Origin of the sequence: Streptomyces sp. M41(2017) (assembly GCF_002078175.1) — a bacterium.
In the GTDB taxonomy this organism is placed as follows: domain Bacteria; phylum Actinomycetota; class Actinomycetes; order Streptomycetales; family Streptomycetaceae; genus Streptomyces.
The window spans coordinates 4,501,440-4,521,156 of sequence record NZ_MWFK01000001.1 but is presented as its reverse complement, the minus strand read 5'-3'; the positions used below and the strand labels follow the sequence as shown (position 1 = coordinate 4,521,156).

Annotated in this window: 7 protein-coding genes; 5 read left to right on the top strand and 2 right to left on the bottom strand. The window is 70.6% G+C overall.

Features of this window, described 5'->3' with window-relative positions:
- The 4 genes from B0675_RS19745 (at position 1) to B0675_RS19730 (ending at position 15,710) form a co-directional block, all read left to right on the top strand.
- The gene (locus tag B0675_RS19745) at positions 1 to 1,134 is read left to right on the top strand and encodes a hypothetical protein (RefSeq protein WP_143661076.1); all 1,134 of its coding nucleotides are present in this window, start codon (positions 1 to 3) and stop codon (positions 1,132 to 1,134) included.
- Between the two features lie 135 nt (positions 1,135 to 1,269).
- Complete coding sequence (locus B0675_RS19740; RefSeq protein WP_081220137.1) at positions 1,270 to 13,422, top strand: non-ribosomal peptide synthetase; 12,153 nt, start codon at positions 1,270 to 1,272, stop codon at positions 13,420 to 13,422.
- A 79-nt stretch (positions 13,423 to 13,501) separates the two neighbouring features.
- On the top strand, positions 13,502 to 14,800 hold the full coding sequence (locus tag B0675_RS19735; protein WP_081220136.1) for a cation:proton antiporter: 1,299 nt from the start codon (positions 13,502 to 13,504) through the stop codon (positions 14,798 to 14,800).
- A gap of 163 nt (positions 14,801 to 14,963) precedes the next feature.
- Positions 14,964 to 15,710 (top strand): aspartyl/asparaginyl beta-hydroxylase domain-containing protein, encoded by a 747-nt coding sequence (locus B0675_RS19730; RefSeq protein ID WP_081220135.1) that lies wholly within the window; start codon positions 14,964 to 14,966, stop codon positions 15,708 to 15,710.
- A 108-nt stretch (positions 15,711 to 15,818) separates the two neighbouring features.
- On the opposite strand, the gene B0675_RS19725 is transcribed toward B0675_RS19730, so the two are convergent.
- A complete protein-coding gene (locus B0675_RS19725; RefSeq protein WP_081220134.1) occupies positions 15,819 to 16,007 on the bottom strand; it encodes a hypothetical protein in 189 nt (62 codons plus the stop codon).
- 98 nt (positions 16,008 to 16,105) lie between these two features.
- Between B0675_RS19725 and B0675_RS19720 the strand changes: the two genes are divergently transcribed.
- Positions 16,106 to 17,167: a LuxR C-terminal-related transcriptional regulator gene (locus B0675_RS19720; RefSeq protein WP_081220133.1), complete on the top strand. Its 1,062-nt coding sequence runs from the start codon at positions 16,106 to 16,108 to the stop codon at positions 17,165 to 17,167.
- A gap of 643 nt (positions 17,168 to 17,810) precedes the next feature.
- On the opposite strand, the gene B0675_RS19715 is transcribed toward B0675_RS19720, so the two are convergent.
- The gene (locus tag B0675_RS19715; protein WP_081220132.1) at positions 17,811 to 19,700 is read right to left on the bottom strand and encodes a BTAD domain-containing putative transcriptional regulator; all 1,890 of its coding nucleotides are present in this window, start codon (positions 19,698 to 19,700) and stop codon (positions 17,811 to 17,813) included.
- Positions 19,701 to 19,717 lie beyond the last annotated feature (17 nt).

Here is a 19,717-nt window from a genome sequence, read left to right as displayed (position 1 = left end):
GTGCCGCATCACGCACATTCCGTTCGACTCGAAGGAGTTCACGAAGTGATTGAGGTCGACATACAGGCTCACTCTGCGGACGTCCCACCCCTCCACCTGTTGAAGGCGGAGCAGCTTCCCGCCTCGAGAGGCGCCGTCATCGGCACGATGAACCAGCGCGTCGCGGACGCCTTGCGGACCGTCATCGACATCACTCCACAGGACTCCGACCGTCGCGCGCTGGCCGCCGTCGACGCCGCCCTGACGTGCCTGGCCTCACCCCCCGCCGCCGCCACGTACACCGATGCGGAGCGAAAGGCCCTGCCGGACGATCTCTACGAGGAGCACGACCTGTTCTTCGGTGCGATCAGGGTCACCGGGAACCCGGTGGAGACGTTCGTCTCCACGATGCTCGAAGCCCTCCGCAGCCAGCTCGACGACGCCCTGTCGGCCGGGATCACCCTCAGCAGCGGCGAACGGGCCGATCTGCGGGAGGCGTTCTGGACGACGTTCCACATGGTGTGGCGTATCGGGGTGGCCGGCACGCCGTTCGAGAGCGCGGCCCGTGCTCGCGCGTGGGTGACGGACGTGAGGGCGGGTGATGTGAAAGGGGGGCCCCTGATTCGCTGGCGTCTGGGCCACCAGGTGTTCTTCGCGCTCATCCAGGGGCTGATTGTTTCGGTCGGCTGCCTCGAGGAATGCCTCAGGGACGATCCGGATGACGTCGACAGCGCCTGCCGGCTGCTGGAGGACGCGACGGCACTGATGATCGGGTCCGGCGCCTCGCTGCGGTACGCCGGCGATTTCACGCGCACGCACTACGCGGATTCGGTGCGTCCGGCGATGATGCCGCCGCACATCAATGCCAAGTTCAGCGGCCTGCAGTTGCGTGATCACCGGATACTGCTCAAGTTGCTCCACCGGGTCAAGCCGCTGGTCGCGTCGCCCGCTCCGGCCGTCGACAAGTCCTACCGGCTGCTGCTCGACGCGATGTCGACGGCCTATGACGCGCACATCTCGGTCTGCTCGCGGTTCGGCGGCGACCGTGAATCGAGTCTCCGCACGCCGGGCTCCACGGTTCCCGCGGTGGAGGTCCTCCAGCGATTCCGCGACCGCCGGCTGGGCGCCGCCACGCCGGATCGACCGGCGGAGTAATTCGGTCATCCTTTGCCGCGCGCTTTCGCGCGCAGGGCAACGTCCTCTCCCGCGCCGATCTGTGCTGCCGTGGTCCCGCACTGCCGAGTAGCTGCGAATTCGTGCGATCTCAACACCGAAAGAGAGTAATTGGCAATGCGTACTGCAGATGCTGTTGATTCTGTTGAGGGTGCGTCGTTCGAGTCGCACGTGGCGCTGGTCGGCGACTCGGTGCCGGCGGCCTTCGCGGCTCAGGCGCAGCGGTCGCCGGACGCGGTGGCGGTGCGGTGTGCCGGACGGGAGCTGTCGTACCGGGAGTTGGACCAGCGGGCCAATCAACTCGCGCACCGGCTCATCGGTTTGGGGGTAGGTGCGGAAGCGCCGGTCGCGGTGCTGATGGAACGCTCGGTCGATCTGGTCGTCTCCCTCCTCGCGGTGCTCAAAGCGGGAGGCTTCTATCTGCCGTTGCACAGTGGGTATCCGCTGGAGCGGATGCAGTGGATCGTCGACGAGACCTCCACGCCCGTACTGCTCACCGACCGGGCCATGCGGCACCGCGGGCTGCCCGTCGCCCCCGTGACCGTGACGGTGGACGAGGACGCGGAACTGGCCGGTCTGCCGGTCGGTGATCCGGGCGTCGAGAGCCGGCCCGAGCAGCTCGCCTACGTGATGTACACCTCCGGTTCGACCGGGCGTCCCAAGGGGGTGGCGGTCACCCACCGGGACGTCCTCGACCTCGTCGTGGACAGCATGTTCGAGCCGGGTGCGCATGAGCGGGTCCTCATGGTCATTCCGTATGCGTTCGATCCCTCGATCTACGGCCTGTGGGTGCCGTTGCTGAACGGTGGCCGGACGGTCATCACGCCGGAGGGTGATCTGAGTGTGGCGACGCTCGCCCGGCTGATCACCCAGGAGGCGATCACCGCCCTGGACGTCTCCGCGGGTCTGTTCCAGGTGATGGCGGAGGAGGACCCCGGCTGCTTCGCGGGGGCGCGTGAGGTGATCACGGGGGGAGACGTGGTCTCCCCCACCGCGGTGCGGAGGGTGCTGGACCACTGCCCGGGCATCGTCGTGCGCAGCGCGTACGGTCCCACCGAGACCACGCTGTACGCGACGCAGCATCCGTGGACGGGTGGCGGTGAGCTGCCCGCGCCGCTGCCGATCGGGCGCCCGCTGGACGGCATGCGTGCCTACGTTCTGGACGACACCCTGTCGCTGGTCCCGGCAGGGGCCACCGGGGAGCTGTATCTGGCGGGCGCGGGGTTGGCCCGGGGCTACTTCGGGCGTCCGGACCTGACGGCGGAGCGGTTCGTGGCCGACCCGTACGGCCCGGCCGGCAGCCGCATGTACCGCACCGGCGATCTCGCCCGCTGCTCCGGCGAGGGCGTGCTGGAGTTCCTGGGCCGGGCCGACGACCAGGTGAAGATCCGGGGCTTCCGCATCGAACTCGGCGAGATCGAAACGGTGTTGAGCCGTGCTCCGGGGGTGTCACAGGTCGCGGTCATAGCGCGCGAGGACCAGCCGGGCGACAAACGCCTCGTCGGCTATGTGGTCGCCGATCCGGGCCGCGGCGAGCAGGTGGACGTCGAGTCCCTGCGGGTCCATGCGGCCGGTCTGCTGCCGGAGTTCATGGTCCCCTCCGTACTCGTGGTCCTGGACCGGCTTCCGCTGACCACCAACGGCAAGCTGGACCGGCGGGCCCTGCCCGCTCCCGACCTGCCGACGCGGGCCGGCGCCGGACGCGGTCCGCGCACCGCACGGGAGGAGATCCTGTGCGGTCTGTTCGCCGAGGTGCTGGGCGTGCCCGTCGTCGGCATCGACGACGACTTCTTCGCGCTGGGCGGCCACTCCCTCCTCGCCACCCGCCTGGCCAGCCGGATCCGTTCGGCCCTGGGCGCCGAGCTGGTGGTGGGGACCGTGTTCGAGGCCCCGACGGTCGCCGCGCTCGCGGACCGGGTCGCGGAAGCAGGGGTGGCCCGCCCCGCGTTGACCGCGATGAGCCGTCCGGAGCGGATGCCGCTGTCACCGGCACAGAACCGCCTGTGGTTCCTCGACAAGCTCGAGGAGACGAGTGCCACCTACAACCTTCCCCTCGTGGTGCGTCTTTCGGGACGACTGGACCGGGCCGCGCTGCGAGCCGCGCTCGAGGACGTGGTGGACCGGCACGAGAGCCTGCGTACCGTCTTTCCCGAGGACGCCCAGGGCGTTCCGTTCCAGCTGGTCCTGCCGGCGATGCGGGCGATGCGGGACTTCGAGGTGGTGGAGACCGACGAGGCCGCCCTGCCCGGGGAGATCTCGGCGCGTGCCGGGGAGCGTTTCGATCTGGCGGTGGACCCGCCGGTCAGGTTCCGTCTGTTCGCCCTGTCGGCGACCGAACATGTCCTGTTCCTCCTGACGCATCACATCGCGTCCGACGGCTGGTCGCTGGCTCCGCTGACCCGCGACATCAGCCGCGCGTACGCGGCACGGTGCGCGGGGGCGGGACCGTCGTGGTCCGCGCTGCCGGTGCAGTACGCGGACTACACCTTGTGGCAGCGTGAGCTCCTCGGTGCGGAGGAGGACCCCGACTCCCTGGTGAGCGGACAGCTGGCGTTCTGGACGCAGGCGTTGGCCGGCATCCCGGACCAGCTCGAACTGCCCTACGACCACCCCCGGCCGAAGGTGGCGAGCCATCGCGGCGACACGGCCTCCTTCGAGCTCGACGCCGAGCTGCACCAACGCCTGATCGATCTGAGCCGTACCCATCAGGCCAGTCTGTTCATGGTGGTCCAGGCCGCCTTCGCCGCGCTGCTCTCCCGGCTGGGCGCGGGGAACGACATTCCGGTGGGCACCCCCGTCGCCAACCGCACCGACGAGGCGATGGCCGACCTGGTCGGGTTCTTCGTGAACACCCTGGTCGTGCGGACCGACACCACCGGCGATCCCTCCTTCCGGCAGCTGCTGGCCCGGGTGCGCGAGGTGTCCCTGAAGGCCTTCGCCCACCAGGACGTCCCCTTCGAGCTCGTGGTGAACGAGCTCAACCCGGTGCGCTCTCCTGCCCAGCACCCTCTCTTCCAGGTTCTGCTCGCCATGCAGAACAACGCGTCCGTCCGCTTGGACCTTCCGGAGCTGACCACGGACGTGCGTCTCGGGGACAGCGACGTCGCCAAGTTCGATCTCACTCTCGAACTCTTCGAGCAGCACGCGGAGGAGGATGTCCCCGACGGGATCAGCGGACGGTTGGGGTATGCCCTCGATCTGTTCACCGCGGACACCGCGCAGCGGATCGCTGCCTGCTTCGAGCGCCTGCTCGCCGCGGTCGCTGCGGACCCGGACCTCTCCCTGAGCCGCATCGACCTCCTCTCCCCCGAGGAGCACCGCCGGCTCGTCGTCGAGCGGAACGACACGGCGGTGCCCTACGCCGACAACACCACCCTGCACCGGATGGTCCAGGAGCAGGCGGCCCGGACGCCGGACGCGCCGGCCGTGCTCTGCGGCGCGGAGGAACTGACCTACGGCGAACTCGACGCGCGGGCGAACCGGCTCGCCCACCATCTGATCGCCCGGGGGGTCGGCCCGGAACAGCTGGTTCCGATCTGCGTCGAACGGGGCTTCGACGCGGTCGTCGCCGTCCTGGGCGTGCTGAAGGCCGGCGCTGTCTATGTGCCGCTGAACCATGAGTTCCCGGTGCACCAGATCGAGTTCATGGTCGCGGACGTCCATGCTCCGCTCGTCGTCACCCAGGCCCACCTCCAGGAGCGACTGGGGGCGACCTCCGCCGAGCGCGTGCTGATGGACCAGGACTGGCACGAGATCGCCGCCCGGCCGGACACGGACCCTGATGTGCCGGTCGGCCCCGAGGGCCTCGCCCACGTGATCTTCACCTCCGGTTCGACCGGCACCCCCAAGGGGGTCATGATCGAGCACCGCTCGCTCTGCCGGATCGTCGACAGCGACCTGTTCGCCGGCCTCGGGCCCGGCGACGTCGTGGCCCAGCCCTCCAGCTTCTCCTGGGACGCGTTCACCTTCGAGTGCTGGCCCGCGCTGACGTCCGGAGCGGCCATGGCCGTCATGGACAAGGAGGTTCTCCTCGACGCCGCCACGCTCAAGGCCGCCCTCCGTCGCCACAAGGTGAGCATGATGTGGCTGACGGCGCCCCTCCTGCGCCAGCACCTGCTGGACTGCCCCGGCCTCCTCGCCGGGGTCACGTCCGTCTTCTACGGCGGTGAGGCGATCGACCGGCCGGCGGTGGACGCCCTGGTGGACGGGCCTTGGGCACCCGAGCGGCTCATCCATGGGTACGGGCCCAGCGAGGCGACGGTCTTCACCACGAGCTACAGGGTGGACCGGAACACCCCCCGCGACGGGCAGATACCCATCGGCCGGCCGGTGGCGAACACCGAGGTGTTCGTCATGGACGAGAACGGCGTCCTGGTGCCCCCGGGCGTTCCCGGCGAACTGTGGGTCGGCGGCCCCGGACTGGCCAGGGGCTACTGGAACCGTCCGGAGCTCACCGCGGAACGGTTCGTCAAGCACCCCTTCTCGGACGATCCTCAGGCGCGTGTGTACCGCAGTGGCGATGTGGTGCGGTGGCGCGCGGACGGCGAGCTGGAGTTCGTGGGCCGGGTCGACGACCAGGTGAAGATCCGCGGACTGCGGGTCGAGCTGGGTGGGATCGAGTCGGTGCTGGGTCGTTTCCCGGGCCTGGCGGAGGTCGCGGTCGTGGTGCGGGAAGAGCGCCAGGGCGACAAGCGTCTGGTGGCCTACGTCGTCGCCGAGACCGGGAGCGAGGGGCCGGACGCAGATGCCCTGCGTGCCCATGTCGGCGGCCTGCTGCCGGAGTTCATGGTCCCGTCGGCGTTCGTGGTGCTGGACCGTCTGCCGTTGACGACGAACGGCAAGCTGGACCGGCGGGCTCTGCCGGCGCCCGTGTACGAGACGGAGGCGGGCGGGCGTGGTCCGCGCACCGTCCAGGAGGAGATCCTGTGCGGCCTGTTCGCTGAGATCCTGGGCGTGCCCGCGGTCGGCATCGACGACGACTTCTTCGACCTCGGCGGGCACTCCCTCCTCGTCACCCGCCTCGCCGGCCGCATCCGTTCGGTGCTGGGCGTCGAGCTGGTGGTGCGAACCGTGTTCGAGGCGCCCACGGTCGCCGCCCTCGCCGACCGGCTCGCGGAAGCAGGAGCGGCCAGGCCCGCGTTGACCGCGATGCCCCGTCCGGAGCGGATCCCCCTGTCACCGGCACAGAACCGGCTGTGGTTCCTCGACAAGCTCGAGGAGACGAGTACCACCTACAACGTTCCGGTCGCCTTCCGGATCGTCGGGGAACTCGACGCCGACGTGCTCGAACAGGCGTTGAGCGATGTCGTCGCACGGCACGAGAGCCTGCGCACGGTGTTCCAGGAAATGGACGGGAGCCCTGTCCAGGTGATCCTGGACGAGGATGCCGCCGGCGTGAAACTGCACCACGTCAGCTGTGCCGCGGACGAGTTGGACCGGGAGCTGCGGGAGGCCGGTCAGTACGCGTTCGACCTGTCGACCGAGTTTCCGCTGCGGGCGACGCTGTTCACCGTCGGTGCCGACGAGCGGGTGCTGCTGCTGCTCATGCACCACATCGCCAGTGACGGTGCCTCCATGGGGCCGCTGGGGCGTGACCTGGAGATCGCGTTCCGGGCCCGGCTCCAGGGACTCCGACCGTCGTGGCCGGCCCTCCCGGTGCAGTACGCGGACTACACGTTGTGGCAGCGTGATCTCCTCGGCGAGGACGAAGACCCCGAATCCCTGCTGAGTGAACAACTGGCTTTCTGGACACGGGCATTGGACGGCATACCGGACCAGCTCGAACTGCCCTACGACCGCCCTCGTCCGAAGGTGGCCGACTATCGCGGCGACTCCGTCTTCTTCGAGCTGGACGCGGACGTGCACCGCGGCATGGCCGATCTGGCACATGCGACGGGCGCCACCACGTTCATGGTGGCGCAGGCGGCGCTGGCGGTGGCGCTGACGAAGATGGGCGCGGGCACGGACATCCCGATCGGAACCCCGGTCGCCGGACGCGCCGACGAAGCACTGGACGACCTCGTCGGCTTCTTCGTCAACACCTTGGTCCTGCGGACGGACACCTCGGGGAATCCGACGTTCCTGGAACTGCTGGAACAGGTCCGGGAGACCGACCTGGCCGCCTACTCCCACCAGGACGTGCCGTTCGAGCGGCTGGTCGAGGCGGTCAACCCCCAGCGCTCACTGGCCCGTCACCCCCTGTTCCAGGTCCTGCTCAATCTTCAGAACGGCGACGGGCACGCCCTGGATCTGCCGGGCCTGTCAGTCCAGGAGATCGTGAAGGAACAGCAGACAGCGAAATTCGACCTGTCGCTGAACTTCCTCATGAGGTACACCGATCAGGGGCTCCCCGGGCCGGTCCGGGCGTATGTCACCTACGCGACGGAGCTCTTCGACCGGGAGACCGTGGAGCGTCTGTTCACCCGCCTGGTCCGTGTCCTGGAATCCGTGATCGCCGATCCGGCCCGGCCGCTCAGCCGGATCGACGTGATCGAGGCACAGGAGCGCGTACGGCTGATGGAGTTGTCGGCCGGCGCGGAGGCTGGTGAGGGGCTCGGGGCTGCTTCGGTGCCGGCGGCCTTCGCGGCCCAGGCGCGGCGGACGCCGGACGCGGTGGCGGTGCGGTGTGCCGGACGCGAGCTTTCCTACCGGGAGTTGGACGAGCAGGCCAACCAACTCGCTCATCGTCTGGCCGGGTTGGGTGTGCAGCGGGAAGCGCCGGTCGCCGTGCTGATGGAACGCTCCGTGGATCTGGCGGTCGCGCTCCTCGCCGTGCTCAAGGCCGGAGCCTTCTATCTGCCGTTGCACAGTGGGTATCCGCTGGAGCGGATGCAGTGGATCGTCGACGAGACCTCCACGCCGGTACTGCTCACCGATCAAGCGATGCGCGACCGCGGGCTGCCCGTCGCCCCCGTGACTGTGACAGTGGACGAGCACGAGGAACTCGCCGGCCTGCCCGTCGGTGACCCAGGTATCGAAAGCCGGGCCGAGCAGCTCGCCTATGTGATGTACACCTCCGGTTCGACCGGGCGTCCCAAGGGCGTGGCGGTCACCCACCGCGCCATCCTCGACCTCAGCGTCGACGGCATGTTCGGCGCGGGTGCACACGAACGGGTCCTGCTCCTGGCCTCGTACGCCTTCGACCCCTCCACCTACGCCTTCTGGGTCCCCCTCCTGCACGGCGGACGCACCGTCATCACCCCCGAAGGCGAACTCGGCGTCGCCGAACTCGCCCGGATCATCACCGAGGAACAGATCACCGGCCTCGACATCACCGCCGGACTCTTCCGCCTCATGGCCGAAGAAAACCCCCGCTGCCTCACAGGAGTACGCGAAGTCATCACCGGCGGCGACCTGATCTCCCCCACCGCCGTACGCCGAGTACTCCAGCACTGCCCCGACACCATCGTCCGCTGCGCCTACGGCCCCACCGAAACAACCCTCTTCGCCACCCAGGCCCCCTGGACCACCACCGACACCGTGCCCGCACCCATACCCGTCGGACGCCCCCTGGACGGCATGCGCGCCTACATCCTCGACACCAACCTCCAGCCCGTCCCAACAGGCGTGACCGGAGAACTCCACCTCGCCGGCACCGGACTGGCCCGAGGCTACTTCGCACGACCGGACCTCACCGCCGAAAGGTTCGTCGCCGACCCCTACGGCCCCGCCGGAACCCGCATGTACCGCACCGGCGACCTCGCCCGCTGGTCCCCCCAAGGCCTCCTCGAATTCGCCGGCCGAGCCGACGACCAAGTCAAGATCCGCGGCTACCGCATCGAACTCGCCGAAATCGAAGCCGTACTGGGTCGCTTCGCCGGCCTGTCCCAGGTCGCGGTGCTGGCTCGCGAGGACCAGCCGGGCGACAAACGCCTGGTGGCCTATGTGGTCGCCGAGGCCGGCGGCCACGCCCTGGACACCGAGGCCCTGCGCGCGCACGCCGCCGGGCTCCTGCCCGAGTACATGGTTCCCTCCGCGTTCGTGGTGCTCGACCGGCTCCCGCTGACCAGCAACAGCAAGGTCGACCACCGCGCGCTGCCGGCCCCCGACCTGCCCGCCGCGGGAACCGGGCGGGGACCGCGGACTCCGCGCGAGGAGATCCTGTGCGGCCTGTTCGCCGAGGTCCTGGGCGTGCCCACCGTCGGCATCGACGACAACTTCTTCGCACTCGGCGGACACTCCCTCCTCGCCTCTCGGCTGGTCAGCCGCATCCGCACCACCCTGGACGTCGAACTCCCGGTGACCGCCCTCTTCGAGACCCCCACCATCGCCACTCTCATGGCCCAGATCGAGGAGGCCGGTTCGGCCAGGTTCGCGCTGACGGCGAGGGAGCGCCCGACGCGGATCCCGCTGTCACCGGCGCAGAACCGGCTGTGGTTCCTGAACAAGCTGGAGGGTGCGAATGCCACGTACAACGTCCCGGTGGCGTTCCGGATCACCGGGGACCTGGACGCGGGTGCTCTGGAACGGGCGTTGAACGATGTGGTGGCACGGCACGAGAGCCTGCGGACGGTCTTCCAGGACGTCGACGGACGTTCGGCCCAAGTGGTGCTGGAAGCCGATGCCGTGGACCTGGAGCTGCACCACGTCGGCTGCTCCGCGGGCGAGTTGTTCGACGCGTTGCGCGATGCGGGCGGGTACGCCTTCGATCTGGCCGCCGAACTCCCGCTCCGGACCACGCTCTTCACCGTCGGCCGCGACGAGTACGTTCTGCTGCTGCTCGTGCACCACATCGCGAGCGACGGCGCTTCGATGGGGCCGCTCGGACGCGATCTGGAGGCCGCGTTCCGTGCCCGACTCCTCGGCCGGGCGCCCGAGTGGTCCGCGCTGCCGGTGCAGTACGCCGACTACACCCTGTGGCTGCAGGAACTCCTCGGTTCCGAAGACGATCCCGATTCCTCGGTGAGTCGGCAGCTCGCCTTCTGGACGGCCGCCCTGGACGGCATTCCCGACCAGTTGGAGCTGCCCTTCGACCGTCCTCGTCCGAAGGTGGCCGACTATCGCGGCGACACGGTCCCCATCCGGATCGACGCCGACCTGCACCGTGCCCTGCTCGGTCTGGCCCGGGAGAGCAACACCACGCTGTTCATGGTCCTCCAGGCCGCCCTCGCCACCCTGCTCAGCCGGCTCGGCGCGGGCTCCGACATCCCCCTCGGAACCCCGGTCGCGGGCCGCACCGACGAAGCACTCGACGACCTCGTCGGCTTCTTCGTCAACACCCTGGTCCTGCGCAACGACACCTCCGGAAACCCGACCTTCCGAGAACTCCTCGCCCGGACCCGCGCGACCGACCTCGCCGCCTACTCCCACCAGGACGTCCCGTTCGAACGCCTGGTGGAGGCGATCAACCCTCAGCGGTCACTGGCCCGCCATCCCCTGTTCCAGGTCATCTTCGGGGTGGACGCCACCGGCGGCAGTGCGCTGAACCTGCCCGGCCTGACAGTGGCCCAGGAGTCGGTCCCGATCGAGTTCAGCAGGTTCGACCTGGGCTTCAACTTCGTCGAGCAGTACGGGGTCGACAGCGGTCCGGCCGGGATCAGCGGCCTGCTGCACTACAGCACCGACCTGTTCGACCGGGAGAGCGTGGAAGCGCTCGTGACCCGGATGGTGCGCGTGGTGGAAGCGGCGGTCGCGGATCCGGACCGGCCGCTCGGCCGGATCGAGATCCTTTCCGCGGGGGAGCAACGGCAGATCCTGGAAACGTGGAACGAGACCGGGGCCGCGCTGACCGACGCGACGCTTCCCGCCCTCTTCCAGTCGCAGGTCGCCCTCACGCCGCGGCGCCCCGCGGTCCTGGCCCCGGACACCGATCTGAGCTACGGCGAGCTGAACGAGCGGGCCAACCGCCTGGCCCACCATCTGATCGCGCAGGGGGTCGGCCCCGAACAGTTCGTCGCACTCTCCCTGCCGCGTACCGCGCAGACCATGGTGGCGCTGCTCGCCGTACTCAAGGCGGGAGCCGCCTACATGCCGGTCGACCCCGCGTACCCGGCGGACCGGATCGCCTACATGCTGCAGGATGCCGATCCGGCGCTGGTCCTCACCGTCGAGGAGACCGAGCGGATGCTCCCGGACGGCTCCCGGACCCCGCGCCTGGTCCTGGACTCTCCCGAGGTCGTCGCCGCCCTGGAGAGCCGTCCCGCCACCGATCCGACCGACCGGGACCGGATCGGCGTCCTGCGACAGGCGCATCCGGCGTACATCATCTACACCTCGGGCTCCACCGGACGCCCCAAGGGCGTCGTCGTCACCCACGCCAACGTGGCCAACCTGGTCGCCTGGGCCCGTGACGAGTTCGGCGAACAGCGCCTGGCTCACGTCCTGTTCAGTACGTCACTGAACTTCGACGTCTCCGTGTTCGAGATGTTCGGCCCGTTGCTGACCGGTGGTCGCATCGAGGTGCTGCGGGATCTGCTGGCCCTCGGCGACCGGGACGCCGACGACCGTTCGCCGGTCCTGGTGAGCGGGGTCCCGTCCGCGCTCGCCCGGATCGTGTCCCAGGGCGACGTGCGGGCCGCCGCGGACACCGTGGTGTTCTGCGGCGAGGCCCTCACCGCACAGGCGGCCACCGAGGTCAGGGACGAACTCGGGGCCGGCCGCGTCTACAACATCTACGGCCCGACCGAGGCAACCGTGTACGCCACGGTCTGGTCCACGGACGGCCCCGTCACGGGGGCGCCCTCGATCGGCCGCCCGCTGCACAACACGCAGACCTACGTCCTGGACGGCAGTCTGCGGCCGGTTCCGGCGGGGGTCACCGGGGAGCTGTACATCGCGGGTGCGGGGCTGGCCCGGGGGTACTTCGGTCGTCCGGATCTGACCGCCGGGCGGTTCGTGGCCGATCCCTTCGGCCCGGCCGGAACCCGCATGTACCGCACGGGCGACCTGGCCCGGTGGTCCGGTGAGGGGCTGCTGGAGTTCCTGGGCCGAGTGGACGACCAGGTGAAGATCCGCGGCTTCCGCATCGAACTCGGCGAGATCGAAGCGGTGCTGAGCCGCGTCGCCGGGTTGGCGCAGGTCGCGGTCCTGGCTCGTGAGGACCAGCCGGGCGACAAACGCCTCGTGGCCTACGTGGTCGCCGAGCCCGGCAACGACGCGCCGGACACGGAGGCCCTGCGCGCGCACGCGGCGGGTCTGCTGCCGGAGTACATGGTCCCCTCCGCGTTCGTGGTGCTCGACCGGCTCCCGCTGACCACCAACGGCAAACTGAACCGGCGGGCCCTGCCGGCGCCCGTGTTCGCAGCGGACGCCGCCGGGCGTGGTCCACGGAATCCGCGGGAGGAGATCCTCTGCGGGCTGTTCGCGGAGATCCTGGGCGTGCCGACGGTCGGTATCGACGACAATTTCTTCGAGCTGGGCGGACACTCGCTGCTGGCGGTTCAGCTGATCAGCCGCATCCGGGACGTCCTGGGCGACGGGCTTGCCATACGAGCCCTGTTCGCGGCGCCCACCGTCGCCACTCTGGTGGAACAGCTGGGCCGGTCCTCGGGCGGTGCGGAGTTCGACGTGCTCCTGCCCATCAAGGACCACGGAGGCGGCTCGTCGCTCTTCTGCGTCCACCCCGTGAGCGGAATCGGCTGGTGCTACGCGCCCCTGGCCGGAATCGCCTCACCGGGACACTCCGTATTCGCGCTGCAGGCACGAGGTCTGGACGGCGAGGAGTCACTCCCGGGTTCGCTACGGGAGATGGCGGCCGACTACGTCCGGCAGATCCGTGCCGTGCAGGAATCGGGCCCGTACCACCTGATGGGATGGTCCTTCGGCGGTGTCGTCGCCCATGAGATGGCCGTCCAACTGCGGGCGCGGGGCGAACGGGTGGAGACCCTCGCGCTGCTGGACTCCTATCCGGCACACGAGACGGCGACGCAGCTCCCGATCACGGAGGAGGACGTGACGGCGGGACTCGCCGAGTTCTTCGGAGTGCGGGCGGGGGACGGTGAGGAGCCCCTCACGATGACAGGGATCGTGGCGGCACTGCGCCGGGACCGCAGCATGTTCACCGAACTCGCCGAGCGGCATCTCGCGGACATCGCCGCGATCTACCGGAACAACCACCGGATCATGACGGAGCACGTTCCCGGCGAATTCGACGGGGACGTCCGGTTCTACGAGGCGGGCCGCGAAAGGCCCACCGACGTGTGCGCGGCCACCGCCTGGAAATCGCACGTGTCGGGGCGCCTCGACATCGCGCGCATCGCCTGCAGTCATGCGGAAATGGCCCGCCCGGAATCGCTGGCGCAGATATGGCAGGTCATCGCCCCGGTGGGCTGACGGTAGGAATTCAAGGGTGGACGCGGATCCGCGTGCGATTCGCCGACATGTTCATCAACTCAGAGAAGGTGTTCAGCCGATGACGACTGCGCTCGCTCCCGGCCTGCCGGCCGTATCCGGACTGTCCCATCTGTTCCTGGTGCTTGCCCTGATCATGGCCTGCTGTCATGTCGCGGGCCGTCTCTGCCGACGGCTGGGGCAGCCTCCGGTGATCGGTGAGATCTTGACCGGTATAGCACTGGGCCCCTCACTTCTCGGAGCCGTCTGGCCCTCGGGGCAGCGATGGCTCTTTCCCGCGGACCTGCTGCCTGTGATCAACGCACTGGCCCAGGTCGGTCTGGTCCTCTTCATGTTCCTGGTCGGCTACGAGTTGAACGTGGAGCACGTCCGCGGTCGCGGAAGGGTCGCCGCGTTGGTCAGCCATGTGAGCGTGGCCGTGCCCATGATCGGCGGGGTGCTCCTCGCGTTCGCGATGTACGGGCGCTTCGCCGACCCCGGGATCGGGTTCCCGGCGTTCGCGCTCTTCATCGCCGTGTCCATGAGCATCACCGCGTTCCCCGTGCTGGCGCGGATTCTGACGGACCGGAAGATCGACCGCACTCCTGTCGGCGCCCTCGCCCTCACGTGCGCGGCCGTCGACGACATCACCGCCTGGTGTCTGCTCGCTCTGGCGACGGCGCTGGGACGGGGCACGTCCTGGACCTCGGTGCTCACCACCGTCGCGCTGACCGCTGTGTTCATCTCCGTGATGATGTACGGGCTGCGGCCGATGCTCGCCAGGCTGGCCGAGCGTCACGCGGACCGGCCGGCGGGAGGTGCACCACTCCTGCTCATGCTCCTCGCGGGCATCCTGCTGGCGTCCTTCGCCACCGACTGGATCGGCATCCACCCGATCTTCGGGGCCTTCCTGTTCGGCGTCGTCGTTCCGCGCGGTGCGGTGCAGACGGCGGCCGTGGAACAGGTGCGAGGCGTCACCGTGGTGCTGCTGCTGCCGCTGTTCTTCACCTACTCCGGCTTGCGGACCGACTTCCGGCTGATCGGAGCGGATGCCGTCCTGTGGGGCTGGTGCGCCCTCGTCGTCGCCGTCGCGATCGTCACGAAGTGGGCGGGGAGCACGGGTGCGGCCCGGCTCACCGGCCTCGGCTGGCAGGACTCGCTCTCCCTCGGAGCCCTGATGAACTGCCGGGGGCTGACCGAGCTCGTGGTGCTCGGCGTCGGGCTGGAACTCAAGATCATCAATCCCACCGTGTTCGCCATGCTGGTGGTGATGACGCTGGTCACCACGGTGCTGACGGCCCCCGGACTCGCCCTGATCGACCGTCTGGCCGTCCAGCGGCGGGCAACTCCCGTACAGCGACGAGAAGTCGCGGCGAGGTGACCGTCGCGGTGACGGACGCCTCGGCGCCGAGCGTGGCACCGGCGCTTCCACCGCACTCCGGAGCACCCGTCCTGCGGCCCGCGATCAGGACCTCGTCGCCCCCACGCCTTGTCACCCCGCACGAGCACGCCGAGCAGGCCTGCGTGGCCAGAAAGAGCGAGACATGACACCCGAGATAGATCAGATCTTCCAGGACGTGAAGGACCGGCACGGAGCCGGATCCATCACCCGCGTCGAGGAGATGGTGTACGCCAAGCGGCAGGAGCGCCATCCGCTGCAGAAGGACGCCAAGTGGATCATGCCCGGGATCTCCCGGACGCCCTGGCACGATCCCTACGAGCACCCCGAGATCGCGCCCGTGGTGCGCGCCTTCGAAGCCGCGCACGGCGCCATCAAGCAGGAGCTCGCGGACGCGTGGTCCGATCGCAAGAGCGCCTTCTCCGACTACGAGCACTATCTGAGCCGCCAGGAGAACTGGCAGGCGCTGTACCTCTTCCGTGACGGCGGGCCGGTCGAGTCCTCCGCCGCCCTGGTGCCCACCGCGTACACCGTCCTGACCCAGGAGGTCGTCGAGCAGGGCAAGCTCTGCCCCCTCCTGGAGAGCCACTTCTCGACGCTGCTTCCCGGTGCCTCGATCGCCCCGCACTGCGACCTGTGGAACTTCAGCATCAATCTGCACCTGGCGGTCGACATCCCCGAGGGGTGCGGCATCACGGTCGCCGACGAGACCCGGCACTGGCAGGAGGGCGAGTGCCTGCTCTTCGACTACTCCTTCGTGCACGAGGCGTGGAACAACGGCTCCCGGCCGCGCACCTGTCTTCTCGTGGACCTGTGGCATCCGGAGACGACGGTGCCCGAGCGTGAGGCCCTCGTGGGTCTCATCACCGAGATCCGCCAGCTGATGGGCTAGCGGTGCGCCGAGGTCTCGTCGAGGGTCGTCCGGTCGTGGGCCGGGCGGCCCTCTTGACCGGCACGGCTGGGCGGGGCGGGTGCCCGTCGTGCTCCGCCGCCGGGCGGGTCACCAGTGCGGTGTGGGGACGCTCGGCGCGTCGCCGTCACTGTCGCGGACGGGCCGTGGTGGCTGGTCGAGGACCTCGCGGGCCGTGACTCCGTGGCCCCGGGCCCCGCGCCGGCGGGCCCGTGTCAGGCCGCCGACGAGGGCCAGACGTTCGAGGAACAGAACGAATGCGGCTTTGTTCCGCTTCACGGCGATTCCTTCCGAGAGGGTCTGGGAAAATCCATCGCAGATCTGAACAATGAACATGACAGGGGCTGTTGGGGTCATCTGGCTGATGAGGGGGTTGGGTGGGCGGCATCGGTGAGGACGGCGAGATACCGGGCCTGCGTACGGCGGGCGGGTGGGCGTCGCACGAGGCGCAGTTGTCCGAGGACGCCGTCCGGGTGTTCCGGTGGGTGAGCGACCAGGGATCGTGCGACGCGAGGACGCTGGGCGCGACTCTGGGATTGCCGGAGACCCGCGCGGCGTCCGCGGTGACGACGCTGACCGAATTGTTGCTGCTGCGTCACCCTCCGGGGAACCCCGAGGAGCTGGTCGCGGTGGCGCCGGACGAGGCGCTCGCGGCGCTGGTCGCGCCGAGGGAGGCCGGGCTGCGCCGGCAGCTCGCCGAGATCGACCGGCTGCGGGCCGAACTGTCCGTCCTGGCGCCCTTCTACGCGGAGGGCCGGCGGCAGTGGCGGGGCCGGGCGCCGCTGACGGAGGTCACCGACCTCAAGACCGTCGTGGGAATGATCACCGAGGCGACCATGCGGTGCCGTCAGGAGGTCCGCACCTGTCACCCGGGGGGCGGCCGTTCCCCGGCGCTGCTGGAGCAGGCGTTCGTGCAGGACCGCGACATGCTGCGGCGCGGGGTGCGGATGCGCACGCTGTACCAGCACACGGCCCGCTATCACCTGCCCACCCAGGAGTACGCGCGACGGATGACCGACGAGGGCGCCGAGATCCGGACGTTGAGCGAACTGTTCGGCCGCATGGTGGCCTTCGACGCGGAGACGGTGTTCATCCCGCACCAGGACGATCTGGACGCGGCCATCGTCATCCAGGAGCCGTCCACCGTCTCCTATCTCTGCGCGACCTTCGATCACGCCTGGTCGCTGGCCGAGCCCTACCACCCGGCCTGGACGGAGAGTTCGGCGCGTGACGAGGTGAAGCAGGCCATCGTGCGGCTGCTGGCCGAAGGCATGAAGGACGAGATGGTGGCCCGGCGGCTGGGGATGTCGCTGCGCACCTGCCGCAAGCACATCGCCGAGATCATGGAGCAACTCGGCGCGGCCAGCCGCTTCCAGGCCGGTTACCTGGCCCGCGTACAGTCCTCCGGTCCGGCCTCGGCGGCAGCGGGCGGGACCTGAGGGCCTCGCCGGAGCGGACCTTCGGCCGCCGGGCGCCGACCGCGTCGGACCGGACGCGGCCCGCCGGGATCCCGCTCCGCCGGAACGGCCCCGAGCCGGTGCCGAGGCGTCCGAGGCAGGGGCCCGGCCCGCCCGGGGAGGCGGCCGCAGCCGCGGTTCCGAAGGGGCACGACCTGTCCGCCGTTCCGTCGTGGCACGGCTCCGCGGCGAGCCGGCCGTCAGAAGGGCGTCAGGCCGTGGCACGTCTGGTACGGGGCGCAGGGCACCGCCGTCCCGACGGCGCTGTCCGCCGCCGCGCCGCGGGGGGAGCCGCACCCGCCCCGGGCGGAGCACCACCGTTGTCGGCCCCGGCCCGCGAGGCGTCCGAACGCGGCCGCGGCCACCGTGGCCGGTCGCCGGTTCCCCTGCCACGGCCGCGCGGCGACCACCTAGGCCGTGTCCGCAACGTCGCGTCGTCCGCCCGGTGGGCGGGCCCGGCGGCGTCATCGGGGCCTCCCCTGCTCGGGCGCTGCCGAGAGCTCGGGGAAGCGTGCTCTCGGTGCGCCGGCCCCAGGCCTGCGTACCGGATGTACTCGGCCTGGGGCCGGTGCGGCGAGCGTGCGTGCCAGGCGTCGCCGGGGAGGCGAGACTTTGCGGACACGGCCTAGCACCGGTCTCCCGCCGCGGCGGCCTGTTCGCGCGCGAACAGGAGCGTCAGCCACGGCAGTTCGTAGCGCATCTCGTCCGGGAGGACGGCGAGGTGCGCGGTGACCTCGGGCAGCGCCGGCGGCGGCAGGACGCCGACGTCGATCAGTTCCTCCAGGGCGCGCTGGGTGTCCCGTCGGTCACGGCCGAGGGCGCGGGTGGCGGCGGGGAGGGTGAAGGAGGAACCCGGCAGTGCGGCCAGCGCGTCGAGGGAGGCGCGGGCGGGGGCGGGAAGCCGGGCCCACGCCGCGGCGAGGCGGGCGCGGACCCCGAGGCCGCCCGACGCGAGTTCGTCCAGCGCCTCCCGGGGGTGTTCGAGACGGTCCGCGTACTGGGCGAGCGGCATGTGGCGCAGCACGGACAGGCGGTTCCCGGCGGCTCGCAGGGCGAACGGAAGGTGACCTGTGGCGGCGGCGATCCGGGCGGCCGCGGCGGGTTCGGCGGTCAGCCGGGGGAGCCCGATGACACCGCCGAGCAGGTCCAGGGCCTCCTCGGTGGACAGGGGCGGGAGTTCGACCCGGTGGGCGGACTCCAGACAGGGGAGCCGGCCGCGGGAGGTGATCAGCGCGGCCGTGGTGCCGGACGGGGGCAGCAGTGGGCCGAGGGCGGCGGCGTCGGGGGCGTCGTCCAGGAGCAGCAGGATCCGGCGTCCGGACAGCCAGGACCGCCAGACGGTGGCGGCCTCCTCGCGGCCCGCGGGCAGCCGTTCCGTGCAGCCGAGCGAGCGGGCCAGCTCCGCCAGGACCGACGTCCAGGGGCGGGGGGAGCCGTCCTCGGCGCACAGCCGGGTGGCGACCACGCCGTCGGGGTAGCGCGCGGCGAGGCGGTGGGCGACGTGCACGGCGAAGGCGGTCTTGCCGGCGCCCGCGGCACCGGTCACCAGGACCGGGGGGCCGCCCTCGGTGTCCAACTGCGCGCCGACCGCCTCCAGTTCGCCGGTGCGGCCGGTGAAGTCGGAGAGGTCCGGGGGGAGCAGGCGTGACCCGGTGGGGGCGCCGCGCGGCCGGGGCGGCGCCAGGTCGACCAGCAGGGAGCGGTAGGCGCTCTGCAGGGCGGCGCCGGGCTCCAGGCCCAGTTCCCTGGACAGGAGTTGCCGGCAGTCGTCGTAGGCGGCCAATGCCTCCGTCCTGCGGCCGACCTGGTGCAGCGCGGTGAGCTGGACGGCACGCAGCCGCTCCCGCAGGGGGTGGCGGCTCACCATCTCGTCCACGGTGTCCGCGACCGGACCCGGGTCCCCGATCTCCAGCTGGGCCTCCGCCCACGCCTCGTAGACGGCCAGCCGTCGGGCGTACTGCCGGTCGACGGCCGCGCGCAGTACGTCGGCGCGGGCCGCGAGGTCGCTGAACGGGGCGTGCCGCCACAGGTTCAGCGCCTGGCGGTACGTGCGGGCCGCGCGGCTCGACGCGCCGGCGCGCATCTCGGCGTCGCCGTGCCGGGCCAGTTCGTCGAAGAGCAGGGTGTCGCACTCCTGCGGGGTGAGGTGCAGGACGTAGCCGCCGGGTCCGTGGCGCAGCCGGCCCAGGTCGTCGGGGTCGAGCACCCGGCGCAGGGTCGACACGTACACCTGGAGGTTCTTGCGGGCCGTGCGGGGCGGGTCGTCCGGCCAGACGGCGTCGGTCAGTTCCTCCAGCGACACCGGCGTGTTCGGGCGGGTGAGCAGGACCGCGAGGACCAGGCGCTGCTTCAACGGTCCGAGTTCCAGGGGCAGTCCGTCGCGGGAGGCCCGCAGCGGGCCGAGGAGGGTCAGCCGCAGGGGGGCGGCGGTCTCGCCGCCGATCCCATCGGCGGGCTCGCGCGGAATTCCGGGAGCCGAATCCGCGCCGCGGCTTTCCGTGAGCGAATCGACCATCTCCCCCTCAGCCCCTT